The organism is Pseudomonas sp. E1BtOHC1 (assembly GCF_058744285.1).
In genome coordinates, this window is record NZ_CP196023.1 from 2,534,469 (window position 1) to 2,553,883 (window position 19,415).

The window sequence follows — 19,415 nt, forward strand, 5'->3', positions numbered from 1 at the left end:
GCCGCCGTCGGGACAGGCTGCTGGGTTCAGTCGATACGCTTGGCCGACTTGATCAGCACCGGGTCGATCGGCACGTTCTGCATGCCTTGCTTGGTGGTGGTCTGGGAGTTGACGATCTGGTCCACCACGTCCATGCCGCTCACCACCTTGGCGAATACGGCGTAGCCGGCGTCGCGGCCCGGGTCGAGGAAGGCGTTGTCGGCGACGTTGATGAAGAACTGGCTGGTGGCCGAGTTGGGGTTCGAGGTGCGGGCCATGGACAGGGTGCCGCGTACGTTATGCAGGCCGTTGGAGGCTTCGTTCCTGATCGGGTCGCGGGTGTCTTTCTGCACCATCTGTGCGGTGAAGCCACCGCCCTGGACCATGAACCCCGGGATCACCCGGTGGAAGATGGTGTTGGTGTAGAAACCGCTGTCGACGTAGTCGAGGAAGTTCTTGCTGGAGATCGGTGCCTTGACCGGGTCCAGTTCGACTTCGATCTTGCCGAAGCTGGTATCCAGCAGGACGTGAGGCGCCTTGGCCGGTTGGGCGGCCATCAGGTTGGCAGCGAACAGCACGGAGCCGGCGACGAGGGCGATTTTTTTCAGCATGGTTCAGTGATCCTGGGTGGTGGTGTCGACTGTGGTTATGAAGTCCAGCAGGGTGTGGTTGAAGCGCTGCGGCTGGTCCAGCGGCGTGGCGTGTCGGGAGTCCTCGATCACCACCAGCCGTGCATCCGGCAGCAGTTTGACATAAGCCTCTTTGACCGCCACCGGGGTGTAGTCGCGGTCGGCGCTGACGACCAGGGTTGGACAGGTGATCCGGCCCAGACGTTCCTGCACTCCCCAGCCGACGATGGCGTCGAAGCTGGCGAGATAAGCACGTTTGTCGTTTTTTGCCCAGCGCTCGGCCATCTTTTGCCGCAGCTCGCCCTGCTCCGGCTTGGGAAACAGGCGCGGCCCCAGGGCCTTGCCGATGGCGCCCGGGCTCAGCACTCGGGCCAGGCTCCAGCGCTTGAACCACTGCCAGTAGTCATTGGCGCTGCGTAGCTTGACCTCGGGGGCGCTGTTGACGATGCACAGGCTCTTGAGCAGTTGCGGCTGATCCACCGCCAGCTGGAAGCCGATCATGCCGCCCATGGACAGCCCGACGTAGTGCGCGGGGCCCAGGTTCAGGTGCTCGATCAGCGCCACGATGTCGGCGGTAAAGCCCGGGATGCTGTAACGCTCCCGGGGTTTGTCGGAACGTCCGTGACCGCGAATGTCCGGGATGATCAGCCGGTAGCGGGCCGAGAGTTCGGGGATCTGTTTTTCCCAGTCCAGGGCGCTGGAGCCCAGGCCGTGAACCAGCAGCAGGGGGTCGCCCCGGCCGTATTCCTCGTAGTGCAGGGTGCAACCTTCATGCTCGAAATACGCCATGGCAGAACTCCTGTTCTGATGAGTGGGACGTCAGGCTTGCTCGGGTGCGGCAAAGGGCGCATCCAGGGGCGCGGTGTCGAAGGTGCGCAGCAGTTCCACGAGGATCTGCGTCGCCGGGCCCAGGGGTTTGTCCTTGTTGGAATAGAGGAAGAAGGTCGGATGGCGGCTGCCGCCCTGGTCCAGGGGCAGGACCTTGAGCAGGCCTTCGCGCAGCTCCCGTTCGATCAGGTGCCGGGGCAGCCAGGCAAAACCCAGGCCGCTGCTGACGAAGGTCGAGGCGGTGGCCAGGCTGCCCACGGTCCAGCGTTGTTCGGCGCCGAGCCAGCCCACGTCCCGCGGTTGCTGGCGGCCGGAGTCGCGGATCACCACTTGCAGTTGGCTTTCCAGGTCCTGGAAATGCAGTTCACGTTGCAGGCGGTGCAGGGCGTGTTCCGGGTGGGCCACGGCGACGAACTCCACTGAACTCATCTCGGTGCCCAGGTAACCGGGAATGTTGAAGCCGCTGATGGCCAGGTCGGCGACCCCCTCGAGCAGCACTTCCTCGACCCCGGACAGCACTTCTTCGCGCAAGCGCACGCGGCAGCCACGGCTTTGCGGCATGAAGGCGGTCAGGGCGCGGACCAGGCGCGCATTGGGGTAGGCGGCGTCCACCACCAGCCGTACTTCGGCCTCCCAGCCTTGTTCCATATGGTGGGCCAGGTCTTCCAGCTGGCTGGCCTGCTTGACCAACTGCCGGGAGCGGCGCAGCAACACGCCGCCGGCTTCGGTGAGTACCGCCTTGCGGCCATCGATGCGCAGCAGCGGCACGCCGAGCTGGTCTTGCATGCGCGCCACGGTGTAGCTGACCGAGGATTGCGAACGGTGCAGGGCTTCGGCGGCCTGGGCGAAGCCACCGTGATCGACCACCGCCTGCAGGGTTCGCCATTGATCCAGGGTCACGCGGGGCGCTTTCATGAGGGACTCCTCTTGTCCTAAGCTGGCGCTCCTTATTGGAGACTGCCGAATGAGAAAATTCTGTTGTGTGTTGCTGGCTCTACTGCCCCTGAGCGCCTGGGCCTATCCCATCGATGTCGAGAAGCAGTTGAACGGCCAGAGCATCGACTACACCACCTTCGATACCGATGAAGACATCGGCTCCATCCAGTTGAACAACTACGGCAAGAACGACGCCGTGTGTTCGGTGGTGTTTCGCAATGGCCCCGAGGCGCCCCGCACCCGCAAGGTGGAAGTGGCGGCCGGCAAGAGCAAGAACGTCACCGCCAAGTTCAATCGCAAGATCATCAAGCTGCGCCTGGACCTGAACTGTCAGGCCAAGTGATAGACCCTGGGCCGGCCCGGCATACTGCGCTGGGGCTGGCTCCGCTTATAAACGAATTTGTTGATTGGTTATAGCAGTTATTTGCGCTTTTTCATCGATATCACTCTGTTTAATCTGCGCTCCATCGACTTACGCATACCCCGATGGAGGCTTCAGCCATGTCCCGCGTCCTGATCATTGAAAGCAGCGCTCGCCAGCAGGATTCCGTATCCCGGCAACTGACCCAGACCTTTATCCAGCAATGGCAGGCCGCCCACCCTGGCGACTCGATCAGCGTCCGTGACCTGGCCCGCAACCCGGTGCCGCACCTGGACGCCAATCTGCTGGGTGGCTGGATGAAACCTGCCGAGCAGCGCAGCGCCGCCGAGCAGGATTCCCTGCAGCGCTCCAATGAGCTGACCGAGGAACTGCTGGCCGCCGACGTGTTGGTGATGGCCGCGCCGATGTACAACTTTGCCATTCCCAGCACCCTGAAGGCCTGGCTCGACCATGTGTTGCGCGCCGGGGTGACCTTCAAGTACACCGACACCGGGCCACAAGGCCTGCTGACTGGCAAGCGTGCCTATGTGCTCACTGCTCGGGGCGGTATCTACGCCGGCAGCAGCGCGGACCACCAGGAACCCTACCTGCGTCAGGTCATGGGCTTTATCGGCATCCACGACGTCGAGTTCATCCACGCCGAAGGCTTGAACCTGGGCGGCGACTTCCATGAGAAGGGCCTGAACCAGGCCAACGCCAAGCTGGCCCAGGTGGCCTGAATCGCCGCTGGCGAATTGATGCCGTCGCTCTGGCGCAGGCTCGCGACGCGGTAATCAGCGGCGTTAATCCGCAGATAATCCCCCGGTGTTCAAGTAGCGCCTGCGGATCCCCTTCAAGCCGGTTCGCGCATCGAACCTCCCTTTGCACTGGTTGCTCCTTCAGTGCCGACGCCCGATTGCACGCCTAGCGAGATCGGGCTTTTTTTTGCCCGGGATTTCATCTGTACCGGCAAAACCGCTATCGTCGCCGCCATTCAAGATGAGGCGAACATGGGCTATCTACTTTTTGTCACCCTGATCCAGGCGTTTTCCTTCAGCCTGATCGGCGAATACCTGGCCGGTCATGTCGACAGTTACTTCGCGGTGCTGGTGCGGGTGCTGCTGGCGGGACTGGTATTTCTCCCGCTGACTCGCTGGCGCCGGGTGGAACCGGCCTTCATGCGCGGCATGCTGCTGATCGGTGCCCTGCAGTTCGGCATCACCTACGTGTGCCTGTACCTGAGCTTTCGGGTGCTGACGGTGCCGGAGGTGCTGTTGTTCACCATCCTCACGCCTTTGCACGTGACCCTGATCGAAGACGCCCTGAACCGACGCTTCAATCCCTGGGGGCTGCTGGCGGCGCTGGTGGCGGTGGCGGGCGCGGTGGTGATTCGCTACGACAGCGTCAACCCGGACTTCTTCATCGGCTTCTTGTTGCTGCAACTGGCCAACTTCACCTATGCCGCCGGACAAGTGCTGTACAAGCACCTGGTGGCGCGCTACCCCAGCGACCTGCCGCATTACCGGCGTTTCGGCTACTTCTACCTGGGGGCGTTGCTGGTGGTGCTGCCGGCGTTCCTGCTATTCGGCAAGGCCCACTTCCTTCCAGATGCACCGCTGCAATGGGCCGTGCTGCTGTTTCTCGGGCTGGTGTCCACGGCACTGGGGATGTACTGGTGGAACAAGGGCGCGTGCCTGGTGACCGGTGCCACCCTGGCGGTGATGAACAACCTGCATGTGCCGATAGGCCTACTGATCAACCTGCTGATCTGGAACCAGCATGAAGACCTGGGTCGGCTGATGCTGGGTGGGCTGGTGATCCTCGCCGCGGTATGGATCAGCCGCCGCGGCGTCCCGTCCCGCCTGACAACCTGACCCGTAGGAGCCGGCTTGCCGGCGAAGAGGCCCGCAAGTCCTGCGCCTGAGCGGCCGACGCCTTCGCTGATCTGTAGGAGCCGGCTTGCCGGCGAAAGGGTCCGCAAGCCTTGCACCTGACGGGCCGACGCCTTCGCTGGCAAGCCAGCTCCTACGAGGTTACAGCGCCTGTTTTTCGATCTGCGGCACGTGGCTGGCCCCCAGTACCGCCGGCAACAACCCGGCCCGCAGGTCGGTGCCGCTGGGTTGCTGGTACAGGCTCAGGCCAAATTCCGGCATCACCGCCAGCAGGTAATCGAAGATGTCCCCCTGGATGCGCTCGTAATCCACCCAGGCCGTGGTGCGGGTGAAGCAGTAGATCTCCAGCGGAATGCCCTGGGCCGTGGTCTGCATCTGACGCACCATGCAGGTCATGTTCGGCTGGATCTCGGGATGGCTCTTCAGGTACGCCAGGGCGTAGGCGCGAAAGGTGCCGATATTGGTCATGCGCCGACGGTTGGCCGACAGTGCGGCGACGTTGCCCTGGGCTTCGTTCCAACTCTTGAGCTCGGCCTGCTTGCGCCCGATGTAGTCGGTGAGCAGGCGCACCTTGCTCAGCCGCTGCTCTTCGTCGTCATGCAGAAAGCGCACGCCGCTGGCATCGATGTACAGGCTGCGCTTGATCCGCCGGCCGCCGGATTGCTGCATGCCGCGCCAGTTCTTGAACGACTCGCTCATCAAGCGCCAGGTCGGGATGGAAACGATGGTCTTGTCGAAGTTCTGCACCTTGACCGTGTGCAGGGTGATGTCCACCACGTCGCCGTCGGCGCCCACCTGGGGCATCTCGATCCAGTCGCCGACCCGCAGCATGTCGTTGCTGGTCAACTGCACGCTGGCGACGAAGGACAGCAGGGTGTCCTTGTAGACCAACAGGATCACCGCCGACATCGCGCCCAGACCGGACAGCAGCAACAGCGGCGAGCGGTCGATCAGGGTGGCGACAATGATGATCGCGCCAAACACGTACAGCACCATCTTCGCCAGTTGCACATAGCCCTTGATCGAGCGGGTGCGGGCGTGTTCGGTGCGGGCGTAGATGTCCAGCAGGGCGTTGAGCAGGGCGCTCAGGGCCAGGAGCTGGAACAGGATGGTGAAGGCCATGGCCAGGTTGCCGAGGAACAGCAGGCTGGTCTTGCTCAGCTCCGGCACCAGGTGCAGGCCGAACTGGATCACCAGGGACGGGGTCATCTGCGCCAGGCGGTGGAATACCTTGTTGTGGCGCAGGTCATTGAGCCAGTGCAAGGCCGGCTGGCGCCCCAGCAGCCTGACGGCGTGCAGGACCAGGTAGCGGGCCACTCGTCCGAGTACCAGGGCGACCACCAGTAACAGGGCCAGGCCGATGCCGGCGTGCAGGAGAGGGTGTTGATCGAGGGCTCCCCAGAGATCCTGGGTATCGAGCCAGAGCTGTTTGAAATCCATGGGCTAAAACGATTCTTCTATATGGAACAAGGGGGGGATTAGAGCATTTAACCCTGGCAAAGTTACGGTTAAGGACAAATCGGTTAACAAAAAACCAACTCTTTGCGACCGTTTGCACAAAGAAACTCGGCCTTCGCGCTCGAAACCGTTACCCTATGCAGCTGTTTTTTTGCATATCTTCGAGGTAGCACCCGTGTTTTCCCAATTCGCCCTGCACGAACGCCTGCTCAAAGCCGTGGCCGAGCTTAAATTTGTCGAGCCGACGCCGGTGCAAGCAGCGGCTATTCCGCTCGCGCTGCAAGGGCGTGACCTGCGGGTGACGGCACAGACCGGCAGCGGCAAGACTGCCGCCTTCGTCCTGCCGATCCTCCATCGCCTGATCGGCCCGGCGAAGATCCGCGTCAGCATCAAGACCCTGATCCTGTTGCCGACCCGGGAACTGGCCCAGCAGACCCTCAAGGAAGTCGAGCGTTTCTCCCAGTTCACCTTCATCAAGTCCGGCCTGATCACCGGCGGTGAAGACTTCAAGGTCCAGGCTGCCATGCTGCGCAAAGTGCCGGACATCCTCATCGGCACCCCGGGGCGCATGCTGGAACAACTCAATGCCGGCAACCTCGACCTCAAAGAAGTCGAAGTTCTGGTGCTCGACGAAGCCGACCGCATGCTCGACATGGGCTTTGCCGAAGACGTGCAGCGCCTGGTGGACGAATGCCCGAACCGCCAGCAGACCATGCTGTTCTCCGCCACCACCGGCGGCTCCGGCCTGCGGGAAATGGTTGCCAAGGTCCTCAACAACCCTGAGCACCTGCAACTCAACAGCGTCAGCCAGCTGAACGAAACCACCCGTCAGCAGATCATCACCGCCGACCACAACCAGCACAAAGAACAGATCGTCAACTGGCTGCTGGCCAACGAGACCTATCAGAAGGCCATCGTCTTCACCAACACCCGGGCCATGGCCGACCGCATCTACGGCCGCCTGGTGGCCCAGGATTACAAGGCTTTCGTCCTGCACGGCGAGAAGGACCAGAAGGACCGCAAGCTGGCCATCGACCGCCTGAAGCAGGGCGGGGTCAAGATTCTGGTGGCCACCGACGTCGCCGCCCGTGGCCTGGACGTTGATGGCCTGGATCTGGTGATCAACTTCGACATGCCGCGCAGCGGCGACGAATACGTGCACCGCATCGGCCGTACCGGCCGCGCCGGCAACGATGGCCTGGCCATCTCGCTGATCTGCCACGGCGATTGGAACCTGATGTCGAGCATCGAGCGCTACCTCAAGCAGAGCTTCGAGCGCCGCACCATCAAGGAAGTCAAAGGCACCTACAGCGGCCCGAAAAAGGTCAAGGCGTCCGGCAAGGCCGTTGGGGTGAAGAAGAAAAAGACCGACGCCAAGGGCGACAAGAAAAAGTCCGTGGCCAAGTCGCCGACCAAGCGCAAGACCGCCAATCGGCCGAAAAGCGACAGCCTGGTCAGCCAGGACGGTCTGGCGCCGCTCAAGCGCCGCAAGCCACAGGCGCCGGCAGCCGAATAAGCCTGCCGCCAGCGGTAAACGAAAAACCCGGACCTGGTCCGGGTTTTTTTTGGGCTGGCTTTCAGAGCTACTCCGGGCCTCGATGGCTCAACTGGCCTTGGGTTTCCCGGCCCATTCCGGCATCCCGGGCAATCTGGGTCATGCCCTGAGTTTTGGCTAAGTAGTCCAAGTTCGAAGAGACGCTTCTGGCGGATCAACAGTCCGCTACCAAGAAACCTTTCCTGAAGATTCAGAAGTGTCTGATGTGTCGGTTATTGGGGTTAATCCAGTATCGGCACCCACTGCAAGGCCCGGATTCCGGGGGTGTACGCAGTTTGTCGGGGCGTTCAGCGCTTATTTGACGCCAACATGGTGGCACATTAACATCGCCCGCCCTGTCTTGACCCTTGCTGCCCTTTCGAAGGACCGAATATGTCTATCCCCACCCTCGGGATGAGGTTGTGCTGTGCCTTGTCTTGCCTGCTGCTAGTCGGCACCGTGCACATGGCTGTTGCCTCTCCCTTGCCCGCACCGACCTTCAACCCCGGCGACCAGGACCTGATCCGCGATCGGCAGAATCGCCTGCTGGAAGAACAGCTGCGGCGTCTCGAAGAACTCAAGGACCTGCCCGGCAAGAGCACCGCGCCTGTGGCGCCCAGCGCGCCCAGCGATAGCCGCTGCTTCCCGATTCAGGACATCCAGCTCAAAGGCGCCGATTCGCTGTCCGCCAGCGAACGCGAGAGCCTGCTCAAGCCCTACATCGGCCAGTGCCTGGGGGTGGCCCAGCTCAACGAGCTGCTCAAGGTCATCACCAACCGCTATATCGAAAAGGGCCTGGTCACCAGCCGTGCCTACCTGCCGCAACAGGACTTGTCCAGCGGCCACCTGCAAGTGCTGGTGGTGGAGGGCAAGCTCGAAGGGCTCAAGGCCGCGGAAGACAGCAAGCTCAGCGCCCGCGAGTTGAACATGGCCTTTCCCGGCAGCAGCGGTGAGCTGCTCAACCTGCGGCAGATCGAGCAGATGGTCGACCAGCTCAACCGCCTGCCGTCGAACCAGGCGCAGATGGAACTGGCCCCGGGGCAGGCCGTGGGCGGCAGTCAGGTGCTGGTCAAGAACAATGCGCAAAAGCCCTGGCGCGTCGGCCTGTCGCGCAGCAACGAGGGCCAGAAGAGCACCGGCGAGCAGCAGTGGGGCAGCTCTTTGGAATGGGACAGCCCCCTGGGATTGGCCGACCAACTGGTGCTGCGCGGCGGCCACGACGCCGTCAGCGACCACCAGAAAACCTCGCGCAACGCCATGCTCTACTACAACCTGCCGTTTGGCTGGTGGAACCTCAGCTACAGCTACAGCCAGAGTGAATACCGCTCCCTGGCCCAGGCCGTTGGCTTCAACTTCAAGCAGACCGGCGACAGCCAGAACCATCAACTGCGGGTGGAGCGGGTGATTCATCGCGACGCCGTGAGCAAGACCTCGCTGAACAGCGGCCTGAGCTACCTGCGCACCAACAACTACATCGAAGACAGCAAGCTGAGTAACAGCAGCAACCGCCTCAGCGAAGCGCAGTTCGGCATCAACCACGGCCGGCGCATCGGCAGTGCCTTCCTCAACCTCGACCTGGGGCTGCAGGACGGTATTGGCGCCTTCGATGCCCAGCGCGAAAACCAGCGCGACAAATACGGCAATCGCCAGGCCAACGCCCGCTACCGCAAGTACACCGCCACCGCCAGCTACCTGCAGCCGTTCAAGCTGTGGGAAGAGTCCCTGGTGTTCAGCAGCCTGGTCACCGGCCAGCGCAGCGAGGATGTGCTGTTCAGCTCGCAACGCATGAGCCTGGGCAGCCAGTCCTCGATCCGTGGCTACAAGGACCAGAGCCTCAATGGCGACAGCGGCTACTACTGGCGCAACGACCTGCGCTGGAGTCGCCCGGTGGGCTGGGACTGGCTGCGCCCGGTATTCGCCGAGTACGGCACGGGGCTGGGCTATGACCTCGGCGCGATCCGCAACGACCGCTACAACGCTGAGCAGCATGGCCGGGTCTCCAGCGACTCCATCGAGTTCTTTGCCCGGGGCAAGAACCTCGCCGCCAGCGTGACCTTTGCCCATTCCCTCGAACGGCCCGAAGCCCTGAGTGAACGCGAAGCACCGATCTATTTCCGTCTGGACCTGTTCCTTTAATTGCGCTCATTACCCGAGATACATGACATGGACGCTCGTCAGTTTGCCTTTCTGGCCCGCCAGCCTTCCGCCACCCTGCAAGCGCGGGATACGTTCTGGGGGCTGTCCAAACGCGGACTGGCGTTCATCCTGGCCAACATGATGTTCTGGCAGCCCGTGGTGGCGATGGCCGACGGCATCGTGGTCAACGGCAGCGGCACCAGTCTCGGTCAGGCCGGCAATGGCGTGCCCATCGTCAACATCGCCGCCCCCAATGGCGGTGGCTTGTCCCATAACCAGTTCAGCGACTACAACGTCGGCCAGCAGGGCGTGATCCTCAACAACGCCATCAACCGCACCCAGGAAACCCAACTCGGCGGGATCATCCTCGGCAACCCCAATTTGGGTGGCCGCGCGGCCAATGTCATCCTCAACGAGGTCAACGGCGGCAGCCCCAGCCAGCTCAAGGGCTACACCGAAGTGGCCGGGCAATCGGCCCATGTCATCGTTGCCAACCCCTACGGCGTGAGCTGCAACGGCTGCGGCTTTATCAACACCCCGAAAGCCACCCTGACCACCGGCAAACCGGTGATCGAGAACGGCCAGCTCCAGCGTTACCAGGTGGATCAAGGCAGCGTCGCCATTGAAGGCGCGGGGCTCAATGCGAGCAATATCGACCAGTTCGAAATCATCACCCGTAGCGCGAAAATCAACGCCGAGATCCAGGCCAAGCACCTGGCGGTGATCGCCGGGGCCAACGATGTCGATGCCAAGACCCTCAATGCCACAGCCCGCTCCGCCAACCCAGCGGATGCGCCGCAACTGGCGATCGACTCATCTGCCCTGGGCGGCATGTACGCCGGGGCCATTAAGCTGGTGGGCACTGAAGCCGGGGTCGGGGTGAAACTCGACGGCAAGCTGATCGCCAGTGGCGGTGATATCCAACTGGATGCCAATGGCCAGTTACGCATGGCCGAAGCCACTGCCGAGAAGGGCGCGGTGGCGATCAAGGCGCAAAGCCTCGATGCTCAGGGCGCGGTCTACGCCGGCACCGATCTCAAGGTGCAAACTCAAGACGACCTGAACAACCACAGCACCCTGGCGGCGGCCAACAGCATCAATCTGGGCAGCGGCGGGCAACTGAACAACCACGGCATCATCGAAGCCGGGGTCAATGCCGACAACAGCCGTAACGTAAACGGCGATGTCACGCTGACGGCGAAAAACCTGAACAACACTGGCAAGAGCGTGGTGGCCAGCCGTGATCTGACGGTCACGACCACCCAGACCCTGGACAACCAGGGCGGCACCCTGAGTGGGCAGCGCCAGGTAACGGTCAGCGCTGGGACTCTGGATAACAGCCATCAGGGCAAGCTGCTGAGCGCCGAGCGCCTGCAACTCAATGCCGATCAGGTGCGCAACGGCCAGGGCGGTCTGATCAAGAGCCAGCAGTCCCTCAATGCCACCCTGGGCCACTTGGGCAACAGCGGCGGCGAGCTGTCGAGCCAGGGCAGCAGCACCCTGGTGCTGGCCGGCATGGACAACCTCACCGGCGTGGTACTGGCGCAACAGACCCTGACCATCACCGGCAGCGCTGAGCTGGACAACCAGGGCGGGCTGCTGTCGGGCTGGCAGGGCCTGACCCTCAAGGGCATCGGCCTGAACAACAGCAACAAAGGCACCGTCTCCAGCCTCAAGGGCGGTGTCGACATCACCCTCAGCAACGCCTTGAACAACAGCCAGGGCGGTGGCCTGGTCAGCCAGCAGGCCCTGGACGTCAAGGCCGCCAGCCTCGACAACAGCCTCAAGGGCATGATCTCCAGCGCGGGTGCACAGAGCCTCAAACTCAGCGAGCGGCTGGACAACAGCCAGGACGGTTCCCTCGACAGCGCCACCACCCTGACCCTGCAGGCCATGGCCCTGGGCAACCAGGGCGGCACAGTCAACGCCAGCGGCGACCTGGAATTCATTGGTGGTGACCTGGACAACAGCCACGGCACCTTCACCGGCAAGCAGGGCGTCACCCTCGACCTGCTGGGACACTTGATCAACAACCAGGGCACGCTGTCTGCCGCCGGCCCCTTGCTGCTCAAGCGCAGCACTAAGGTTGAGAACCAGGGCGGCGAACTCTCCAGCCAGCAGTGGCTGCGGCTGTTCACCGAACACTTGGACAACCGCCAGAAGGGCCGGGTCGCGGCCAATGATTCAGTGTTGATCAGCGCCAGTGGCGAAGTACAGAACAGCGACGGCGGCGAGATTCTCAGTCGCGAAGCCGACCTGCAACTCAATGCCGAGCGTCTGGACAACGCCAAGGGCCTCCTGCAGGCCAAGACCAACCTGGGCCTCGATGTGGCGGCCGCCGCCGGCAACCAAGGCGGGCAAGTGATTGCCCAGCAGGGCGACCTGACGCTCAAGGCGGCCCACCTCGACAACCGCGCGGGCAAGGTCTCGGCCCTCAACGGCGGCGCCACTCTGGAAACCGCCGCCGATGGCCGCCTCGACAACCGCGACGGCGCACTCTTCGCCCAGCAGGCGCTGCACATCAGCGCCAAGGACCTGGACAACAGCGCCGGCCAGATCAGCGCCCGGCAGATCGAGCTGGAACTGGCTGGCGCCCTGGACAACCGCCAGGGCCTGATCGAAAGCCGCAGCACCCTGGCCACCGCCGCCGCCAGCCTGGACAACCAGCGCGGGCAACTGCGGGCCCTGGGTCTGGCGAGCAAAACCCGCTTCGATATCGGCGGCACTTTCGACAACCGCGACGGCTTCCTGGAAACCGCCAACCACGACCTGGCCTTCGACGCCGGCGGCTTCAACAACCGCGGCGGCAGCCTGCTGCACAGCGGCAGCGGCATGTTCGGCATCTCCATGGCCAACCTCGAAGACGTCGGCGGCCGCCTGAAGACCGCCGGCCAACTGACCCTGGAAGCCGAGCGCTGGACCAACAGCAGTGCAATCCAGGCCGACCAGTTGCTGGTCAAGGTCGACCACCTGACCCAGACCGCCGATGGCCAGCTCCTGGCGGGCAACGGCCTGACCGGCAGCGGCAGCCACTGGAGCAACGACGGCCTGATCGGCAGTGACGCCGCGCTCAACCTCGACCTGAGCGGCAACTACAGCGGCAAGGGCCGCCTGAGCAGCATTGGTCAACTGGACCTGCATGCCGCCCAACTGGATCTGGCGGACAGCGCCAGCATCGCCGGCGGCGCCAACAGCACCCTGAAGGTCGACGGCGCGCTGAACAGCGCCGGGCGCATCACCGCCAGCCAGAAACTGCAACTGAACGCCGCCAGCATCCACAACCTTGGCACCCTGGGCAGCGGCGAAGACCTGAACCTCAACGCCGCCACCCTGGTCAACGACCACGGCCTGATCTCCAGCGGCGGCAATATGCAGCTGCTAACCACCAGCTTCACCAACCGCTACGCCCAGGTGTACAGCCTGGGCACCGCGCTGATCGCCAAGGACGACCAGCAAACCCGCGCCGACCTGCTGGACAACCGTTCCGGGGATATCGAAAGCCTCGGCAAGCTGAGCATCGCCGCCACTACTGTCAACAACGTCATGGACGTGCTGCAGTACACCGAGCACGAAAAGAGTGCGGCCAGTATCACCCGCTTGTCCTGCACCCTGATTCCCGGCGCCGGCTGCGACGATCGCGGGGGCGGTCGCATCAATGGCCTGTGGGAAGTGGCCGAGACCGACCGCTTGCGTGTGACCAACAGCAGCGCCGCCGCCAGCCTCAACAGCGGCGCCGACTTGCAGATCGACACCCAGACCCTGACCAACACCAGCAGCCTGATCACCGCGGCCGGCGACCTCAACATCCAGGCCGAGACCGTCCACAACCAGGGCCTGCAACCCCAGGAAATCACCACCCTGCGGCGCTACTGGAGCTTCGTCAACGAAACCGGCAACGCCGCCGCCCATGCCGCCGCGTTCAACGCCCGCAACAACCCGACGCCCTCGGCCAGCTTTGCCTCCGACCTCAGCGGCTTTATCGGCTGGACCGGGGTGATGCTGGGCTCCAGCAGCAAAGTGGTGGACGGCGACCAATCCTTCGCCGCCACCCTCCAGGCCGGTGGCAAGGTCAACCTCAAGGCTGACAAAACCCTCGACAACAGCGTGATCCGCTCCTTCTACGAGTACGTCGGCGCCGGCAAGACCCTGACCGACACCGGCGTTGGCAACGGCTACTCGACGCCGATCCGGATCAACCCGCAACTGCCCCCGGAACTGGCCCAGCAACAGGTCAACCCCCTGATACTGCCGGGCTTCACCCTGCCCACCAGCGGCAACGGCCTGTTCCGCCTCAGCGGCCAGGGCAGCACCTTGGCCCAGGCCCCAACCCCTGCGCAGATCGCCGGCCTACCGGACGCCGCAAGCCTGTCCCGGCCGCACAAGTACCTGATCGAAACCAACCCGGCGCTGACCAACCTCAAGCAGTTCATGAGCTCGGACTACCTGCTGTCCCACCTCGGCTACAACCCGGACCAAAGCGCCAAGCGCCTGGGGGACGGTTTCTACGAACAGAAACTCATCCAGCAAGCCATGGTGGCCCGCACCGGCCAGCGCTTTATCGACGGCCAGGACAGCAACGAAAAGCTCTTCAAGCACCTGATGGACAACGCCCTCCAGAGCAAGCAACAGCTTGACCTGTCGGTGGGCGTGACCCTGACCTCCGAACAAGTCGCCGCCCTGACCCACGACATCGTCTGGCTGGAAAGCCATGAAGTGAACGGCGAACAGGTGCTGGTGCCAGTGCTGTACCTGGCCCAGGCCAACAACCGCCTGGCGCCCAACGGCGCGCTGATCGCGGGCAAGGACGTGAGCCTGATTGCCGGCAAGGACTTGAACAACGTCGGCACCCTGCGCGCGGCCAATGACCTGTCGGCGGTGGCGGGGCAGAACCTGGTCAATAGTGGGTTGGCGGAGGCGGGCAATCGCCAGGATCTGCTGGCGGGCAACCATCTGGTCAACCGCGCCGGCGGCATCATCGCTGGGCGTGATGTGACCCTGACCACCACCCAGGGCGACGTGATCAACGACCGCACCCTGACCACCCACCAGAGCAGCAGCGAAGACTACGTCCGCGAGCAGCGCCGCGACTTCCTCGACAGCGCCGCCCGTATCGAAGCCGGCAACAGCCTGAGCATCGATGCCGAACGGGACTTCGACAGCAACGGCAGCGTCCTGCACAGCGGTGGCGACACCCGCATCAAGGCCGGTCGCAACGTCAGCCTCAACGCCGTCGAACAAGTGGTCAGCAACGACCGCGGCATCGGCAACCTCGACCAGAGCAAAACCCAGCACGGCGCCATCCTGGAGAGCGGTGGGAACCTGAGTATTGAGGCCGGAGGCAACGTCACCGCCGTCGCCAGCCAGATCGACGCCAAGGGCGACGTCTCGATGACGGCCAAGGACAACCTAACCCTGGCCTCGGCCGCCAATGAACAACACTGGGCCAGCAAGACCGGTACCACCAAGAGCGAAGAGGATCGCGTCCACCAACAAGCCACCACGGTGACGGCGGGCGGGGATGTGATGCTCAAGTCTGGCCAGGACATGACCCTGATTTCCAGCCGGGTCAAAGCCGGGGATGAAGCCTATCTGGTGGCTGGTGGTCAGTTGAACCTGCTGGCGGAGCAGGACAGTGAGTACTCGCTGTATGACATGAAGAAGAAGGGGGGCTGGGGCAGCAAGGAAACCAAGCGCGATGAAGTCACCCGGGTTACCCATGTTGGCAGTGAGATCAGCGCTGGTGGCAACCTGACGCTCAAGAGCGATGGTGACCAGAGGTATCAGGTCGCCAAGCTGGAGAGTGGCAAGGACCTGACCTTGGAGAGTGGTGGCGCTATCACCTTTGAAGGGGTGAAGGACCTGCATCAGGAGAGTCATGAGAAGAGCAGTAACAGCCTCGCCTGGACCAGTGCCAAGGGTAAGGGCAACACCGATGAGACTTTGCGTCAGAGTCAGTTGGTGGCTAAGGGCGAATTGATCATCAAAGCCACCGATGGTTTGAAGATCGACCTCAAGCAAATCGACCAAAAGTCCATCAGTCAGACCATCGACGCCATGGTGCAAGCCGATCCGCAACTGGCCTGGCTCAAGGAGGCCGAGAAGCGCGGCGATGTGGACTGGCGCAGGGTGAAAGAGGTCCATGACAGTTACAAATACAGCCATTCCGGGCTTGGCCAAGGGGCGATGCTGGCCATCATTATCATCGTGACCGTTTTGACCGCAGGCGCGGCGAGTGGCGCGGTGGGTACGGCATTTGCGGGTGCCGGTTCTGCAGGTAGTGGCACCGTTATGGCGGCTGGCGGGGTTTCCACCGTTGGGGCTTCTGCAGGCACCTTTGTTGCTGCCGGTTGGGGCAACGCCATGGTTACGGCCGGCCTGACTTCAATGGCCAGCACCGGGGCTGTCAGTGTCATCAACAACAAGGGCAATCTTGGCGCAGCGTTCAAGGAAACTTTCAGCAGTGACAGCTTGAAAGGCGCTGCAATATCGAGCCTGACCGCTGGATTCACCACGGGAGTTATAGATCCTCAGCTAGGGGGACAAACCAAACCCTTTAATGGTCTCACCAAAGGATTTGATCTCAGAACACTGGAGGGTATTGGTGGTTTCGCAGCACATGCGGGAGCTCAGGGGGTGGCAGCAGGGGCGATTAAAACCGCCATTGATGGAGGTAGTTTTACTCAGAACCTGAATGCAAGCCTGGTTTCTCAAGCTGGAAACGTAGTCGCCGCTACTGCGTTTAACTTCGTTGGGGGGTATGCGCAAGAGCATTGGCAAGCTGCAAAGAATGCTGGTGATACAACGGGGATGGCTATGTGGGCTGAGGGGGGCGCAGCCAGAGTCGCGATGCATGCCTTGTTTGGTGGCGCGGTGTCTAGTGCTACAGGAGGTGACTTCAAGACAGGAGCTATCGCCGCTGGCGCCAGTCAGGCCATGGCGCAAGTGTTGAATGACATCTTTGATCAGCAGCCTGCTTTGAGGCAGGGATTCTCACAAATTGTTGGATTGGCGGTAGCGGGTGCTGCTGGAGGTGATGTCAACAAGGCTTCATGGGTTGCGCAGATGGCCGATGAATACAATCGCCAACTGCACCAGAAAGAAACCCTTGCCCTTGAGGAACTACAGCGCGAAGACCCAGAGAATGCCTACCAGCTTCGGGCCGCTGCCTGTGCCTTGGTAAACTGCTTGTCTTCGGTTCCTCCTGATGATCCCTTGTATAACGCCGTTGCACAGCTTGAGGCGGATGGGCGTAACTTCAAGGATGCGCAAGCCAAGCTCATGGGCACCGGAGCTTTTGATGAGTATGGAGCATGGGACAAGGCGAATGATGAACTTCTAAGAAACGACAAAGAGCTTAGTCGCTCAGGTAATGCTAGCCGAGCAGTCTTGGGAGCGGTTGGTGCAGCTGCCGGATTCGGCGGTGCGATATTGACTACTCCGGCCTGCGTCACGGGTTTAGGTTGCGCACTGCCTACTTTCTCTGCATTGGGGGGTACGCTCTCGTTCCATGATGGATGGCAGGCGACGGGCCAGTTGTTTGCTCCGTACGAATACACTCAAGGCAGTAAAGTCCTCAATTCGTTTAGCTCAGAGAACTATCCTGGCGATGTCAGCCCGATGCGCGACTATGGGACTGCTGCGGCTAGGGCGGCGCTTGAGATTGTCCTCTTCAAGGGCGCGGCTAAGCTCGCGAATGGGACGGGAGCTTCTGTTTTACTTAAGGAGCAAGCTGGTGCCAACGCTGCAAAAGAGATAGGTGTCTCAACAGGTAAGGTGACTCCCGGACCAATTAATTTTATGGGTGACGCTGATCAGTTCTTCAAAAATGCTTCTAAGAGATCTGATATTGATGCTGACGGCTTTTTTGATGTGGTAGCTCATGGAAGTAAACAGAAAATAGAAATTGTTACACCTAATGGCACGGTTATGGCTGATCAAAGAGTAGTTTCAAAGCTTATCGAAAATAATCCTAATTATAATGGTCAACCAATTCGATTGTTGTCGTGTGATACGGGAGCTTGTGACGCTGGATTCGCTCAGAATTTGGCAAACAAAATGGGGGTGGCGGTGAAGGCACCGACTAATTTGGTTTGGGCTTATGGTGACGGTAAAATGGTAGTTGCTCCGAGGTCTTCGTTGAATCAGAATTTGCCTGATCTATCGAATCTAGGAACGTTTAAAATATTTACTCCTGTTAAGCCAGAATGAAGAGGTTCGATTCTATGTTATGTGAGCGATGTGGAGGGGGGCTGGAAATCTTCAACGAGAATAGCACTAAAGGGCTAAGATGCCCTGAGTGCGGCTGGTCTGTAGTGACGACAAATATTTCAGGTATTAAAATTGATGAAGCAAAATATGAGGTTCGGTGTGGTGGTGACTATAAGAATAAAGATCACATAAAAGCAGTATCTGAGGTGGTGGGCTGTAATTTTATAATGTCTAGGGAAATTCTAAAGAAAGATTCTTCTTTAGTATTTGTCGGGCAGGCTGTGGATGTATTGCGAGTTAAAAATATTCTTCTTTCTGCTGGGCTTTGTTGTGTTGTTAGTCCTGAGTTTAAATGGGGTTAATTAAGTGTTGTTTGGGTTTCGTTTTTTGGTTTGGAGTTGGTGCAGGTTTTTGGTGGTGAAGTAGGTTATTCAGTTTGTAAGGTGATGGGTGAGTATGTTTTTGATGAAATAGGCTGTGATATTGATATTGAGTGGATGTTGAAAGCTTTTTCAACTCTCTGAATCTATCAGGATGCTTGTTGGATGGTGTAGAGGAAATAATTAATAAGTGTGGGTTTGTGATTAATGAGGCGTATTGTTATTTTCCTGATAAGGCAGGCAAGTTTATCTACATCAAGTAAGAAGTGAAAGTTGGCGTGATGATGGCTCGCAACAGCTTGAAGGTGTTAAGTGATGTGGAGGGGCGTTATCTAGTCAAGGATGCAGGTCAGGGCACTATTGCCAAAGAAAGCAAGTAAGCCTTTGTGTGACCCTGACCACCACCCAGGGCGACGTGATCAACGACCGCACCCTGACCACCCACCAAAGCAGCAGCGAAGACTACGTCCGCGAGCAGCGTCGCGATTTCCTCGACAGCGCCGCCCGTATCGAAGCCGGCAACAGCCTGAGCATCGATGCCGAACGGGACTTCGACAGCAACGGCAGCGTCCTGCACAGCGGTGGCGACACCCGCCTCAAGGCCGGTCGCAACGTCAGCCTCAACGCCGTCGAGCAAGTGGTCAGCAACGACCGCGGCATCGGCAACCTCGACCAGAGCAAAACCCAGCACGGCGCCACCCTGGAGAGCGGAGGCGACCTGAGCATTGAGGCCGGAGGCAACGTCACCGCTGTTGCCAGCCAGATCGGCGCCAAGGGCGACGTCTCGATGACGGCCAAGGACCACCTGACCCTGGCCTCGGCCGCCAATGAACAACACTGGGCCAGCAAGACCGGTACCACCAAGAGCGAAGAGGATCGCGTCCACCAACAAGCCACCACGGTGACGGCGGGCGGGGATGTGATGCTCAAGTCCGGCCAGGACATGACCCTGATTTCCAGCAAGGTCAAAGCCGGGGATGAAGCCTATCTGGTGGCTGGTGGCGAACTGAACCTGCTGGCGGAGCAGGACAGTGAGCATTCGCTGTATGACATGAAGAAGGGAGGCTAGGGCAA

The 19,415-nt window shown here is 61.2% G+C and carries 12 protein-coding genes and 2 pseudogenes; 10 read left to right on the forward strand and 4 right to left on the reverse strand.

From position 1 onward, the window contains the following. Positions 1-26: 26 nt before the first annotated feature. Genes ACSSVC_RS11640 through ACSSVC_RS11650 form a run of 3 tightly spaced genes read right to left on the reverse strand, consistent with a single transcriptional unit; the run spans position 27 to position 2,351 of the window. Positions 27-590, reverse strand: a complete 564-nt coding sequence (locus tag ACSSVC_RS11640) for a peptidylprolyl isomerase (RefSeq protein ID WP_123726407.1) — start codon at positions 588-590, stop codon at positions 27-29. Between the two features lie 3 nt (positions 591-593). Continuing rightward, positions 594-1,397, reverse strand: a complete 804-nt coding sequence (locus ACSSVC_RS11645; protein ID WP_404938663.1) for an alpha/beta fold hydrolase — start codon at positions 1,395-1,397, stop codon at positions 594-596. A gap of 30 nt (positions 1,398-1,427) precedes the next feature. Then, positions 1,428-2,351 (reverse strand): PA3225 family LysR-type transcriptional regulator, encoded by a 924-nt coding sequence (locus ACSSVC_RS11650; RefSeq protein ID WP_123726405.1) that lies wholly within the window; start codon positions 2,349-2,351, stop codon positions 1,428-1,430. 49 nt (positions 2,352-2,400) lie between these two features. On the opposite strand from ACSSVC_RS11650, the gene ACSSVC_RS11655 reads away from it, so the two are divergent. From ACSSVC_RS11655 to ACSSVC_RS11665, 3 genes are all read left to right on the forward strand, one after another. Beyond that, complete coding sequence (locus ACSSVC_RS11655) at positions 2,401-2,715, forward strand: 3-phosphoglycerate kinase (protein ID WP_346634820.1); 315 nt, start codon at positions 2,401-2,403, stop codon at positions 2,713-2,715. Between the two features lie 158 nt (positions 2,716-2,873). Beyond that, positions 2,874-3,473 (forward strand): FMN-dependent NADH-azoreductase, encoded by a 600-nt coding sequence (locus tag ACSSVC_RS11660; RefSeq protein WP_346634819.1) that lies wholly within the window; start codon positions 2,874-2,876, stop codon positions 3,471-3,473. A 270-nt stretch (positions 3,474-3,743) separates the two neighbouring features. Continuing rightward, positions 3,744-4,607 (forward strand): carboxylate/amino acid/amine transporter, encoded by an 864-nt coding sequence (locus ACSSVC_RS11665; RefSeq protein WP_346634818.1) that lies wholly within the window; start codon positions 3,744-3,746, stop codon positions 4,605-4,607. 159 nt (positions 4,608-4,766) lie between these two features. Here ACSSVC_RS11665 and ACSSVC_RS11670 read toward each other — a convergent pair whose 3' ends face one another. After that, the gene (locus ACSSVC_RS11670; protein ID WP_492612303.1) at positions 4,767-6,065 is read right to left on the reverse strand and encodes a mechanosensitive ion channel family protein; all 1,299 of its coding nucleotides are present in this window, start codon (positions 6,063-6,065) and stop codon (positions 4,767-4,769) included. A 193-nt stretch (positions 6,066-6,258) separates the two neighbouring features. On the opposite strand from ACSSVC_RS11670, the gene ACSSVC_RS11675 reads away from it, so the two are divergent. The 7 genes and pseudogenes from ACSSVC_RS11675 (at position 6,259) to ACSSVC_RS11705 (ending at position 19,410) form a co-directional block, all read left to right on the forward strand. Next, positions 6,259-7,599 carry a DEAD/DEAH box helicase gene (locus ACSSVC_RS11675; RefSeq protein WP_346634816.1) on the forward strand — a complete coding sequence of 447 codons (1,341 nt, stop codon included), beginning with the start codon at positions 6,259-6,261 and terminating at the stop codon, positions 7,597-7,599. A gap of 411 nt (positions 7,600-8,010) precedes the next feature. Beyond that, on the forward strand, positions 8,011-9,753 hold the full coding sequence (locus ACSSVC_RS11680) for a ShlB/FhaC/HecB family hemolysin secretion/activation protein (RefSeq protein ID WP_492612304.1): 1,743 nt from the start codon (positions 8,011-8,013) through the stop codon (positions 9,751-9,753). A 27-nt stretch (positions 9,754-9,780) separates the two neighbouring features. Further along, positions 9,781-17,961 (forward strand): two-partner secretion domain-containing protein, encoded by an 8,181-nt coding sequence (locus ACSSVC_RS11685; RefSeq protein ID WP_492612305.1) that lies wholly within the window; start codon positions 9,781-9,783, stop codon positions 17,959-17,961. Positions 17,962-18,065: 104 nt separating this feature from the next. Then, positions 18,066-18,323: a hypothetical protein gene (locus tag ACSSVC_RS11690; RefSeq protein ID WP_492612306.1), complete on the forward strand. Its 258-nt coding sequence runs from the start codon at positions 18,066-18,068 to the stop codon at positions 18,321-18,323. Between the two features lie 131 nt (positions 18,324-18,454). After that, positions 18,455-18,565 (forward strand): annotated as a pseudogene (locus ACSSVC_RS11695) (hypothetical protein); the annotation flags it as partial. A gap of 9 nt (positions 18,566-18,574) precedes the next feature. Next, positions 18,575-18,721, forward strand: a pseudogene (locus ACSSVC_RS11700) (DUF2846 domain-containing protein); the annotation flags it as partial. Positions 18,722-18,729: 8 nt separating this feature from the next. Continuing rightward, the gene (locus ACSSVC_RS11705; RefSeq protein ID WP_492612307.1) at positions 18,730-19,410 is read left to right on the forward strand and encodes a hemagglutinin repeat-containing protein; all 681 of its coding nucleotides are present in this window, start codon (positions 18,730-18,732) and stop codon (positions 19,408-19,410) included. The last annotated feature ends 5 nt before the right edge of the window (positions 19,411-19,415 follow it).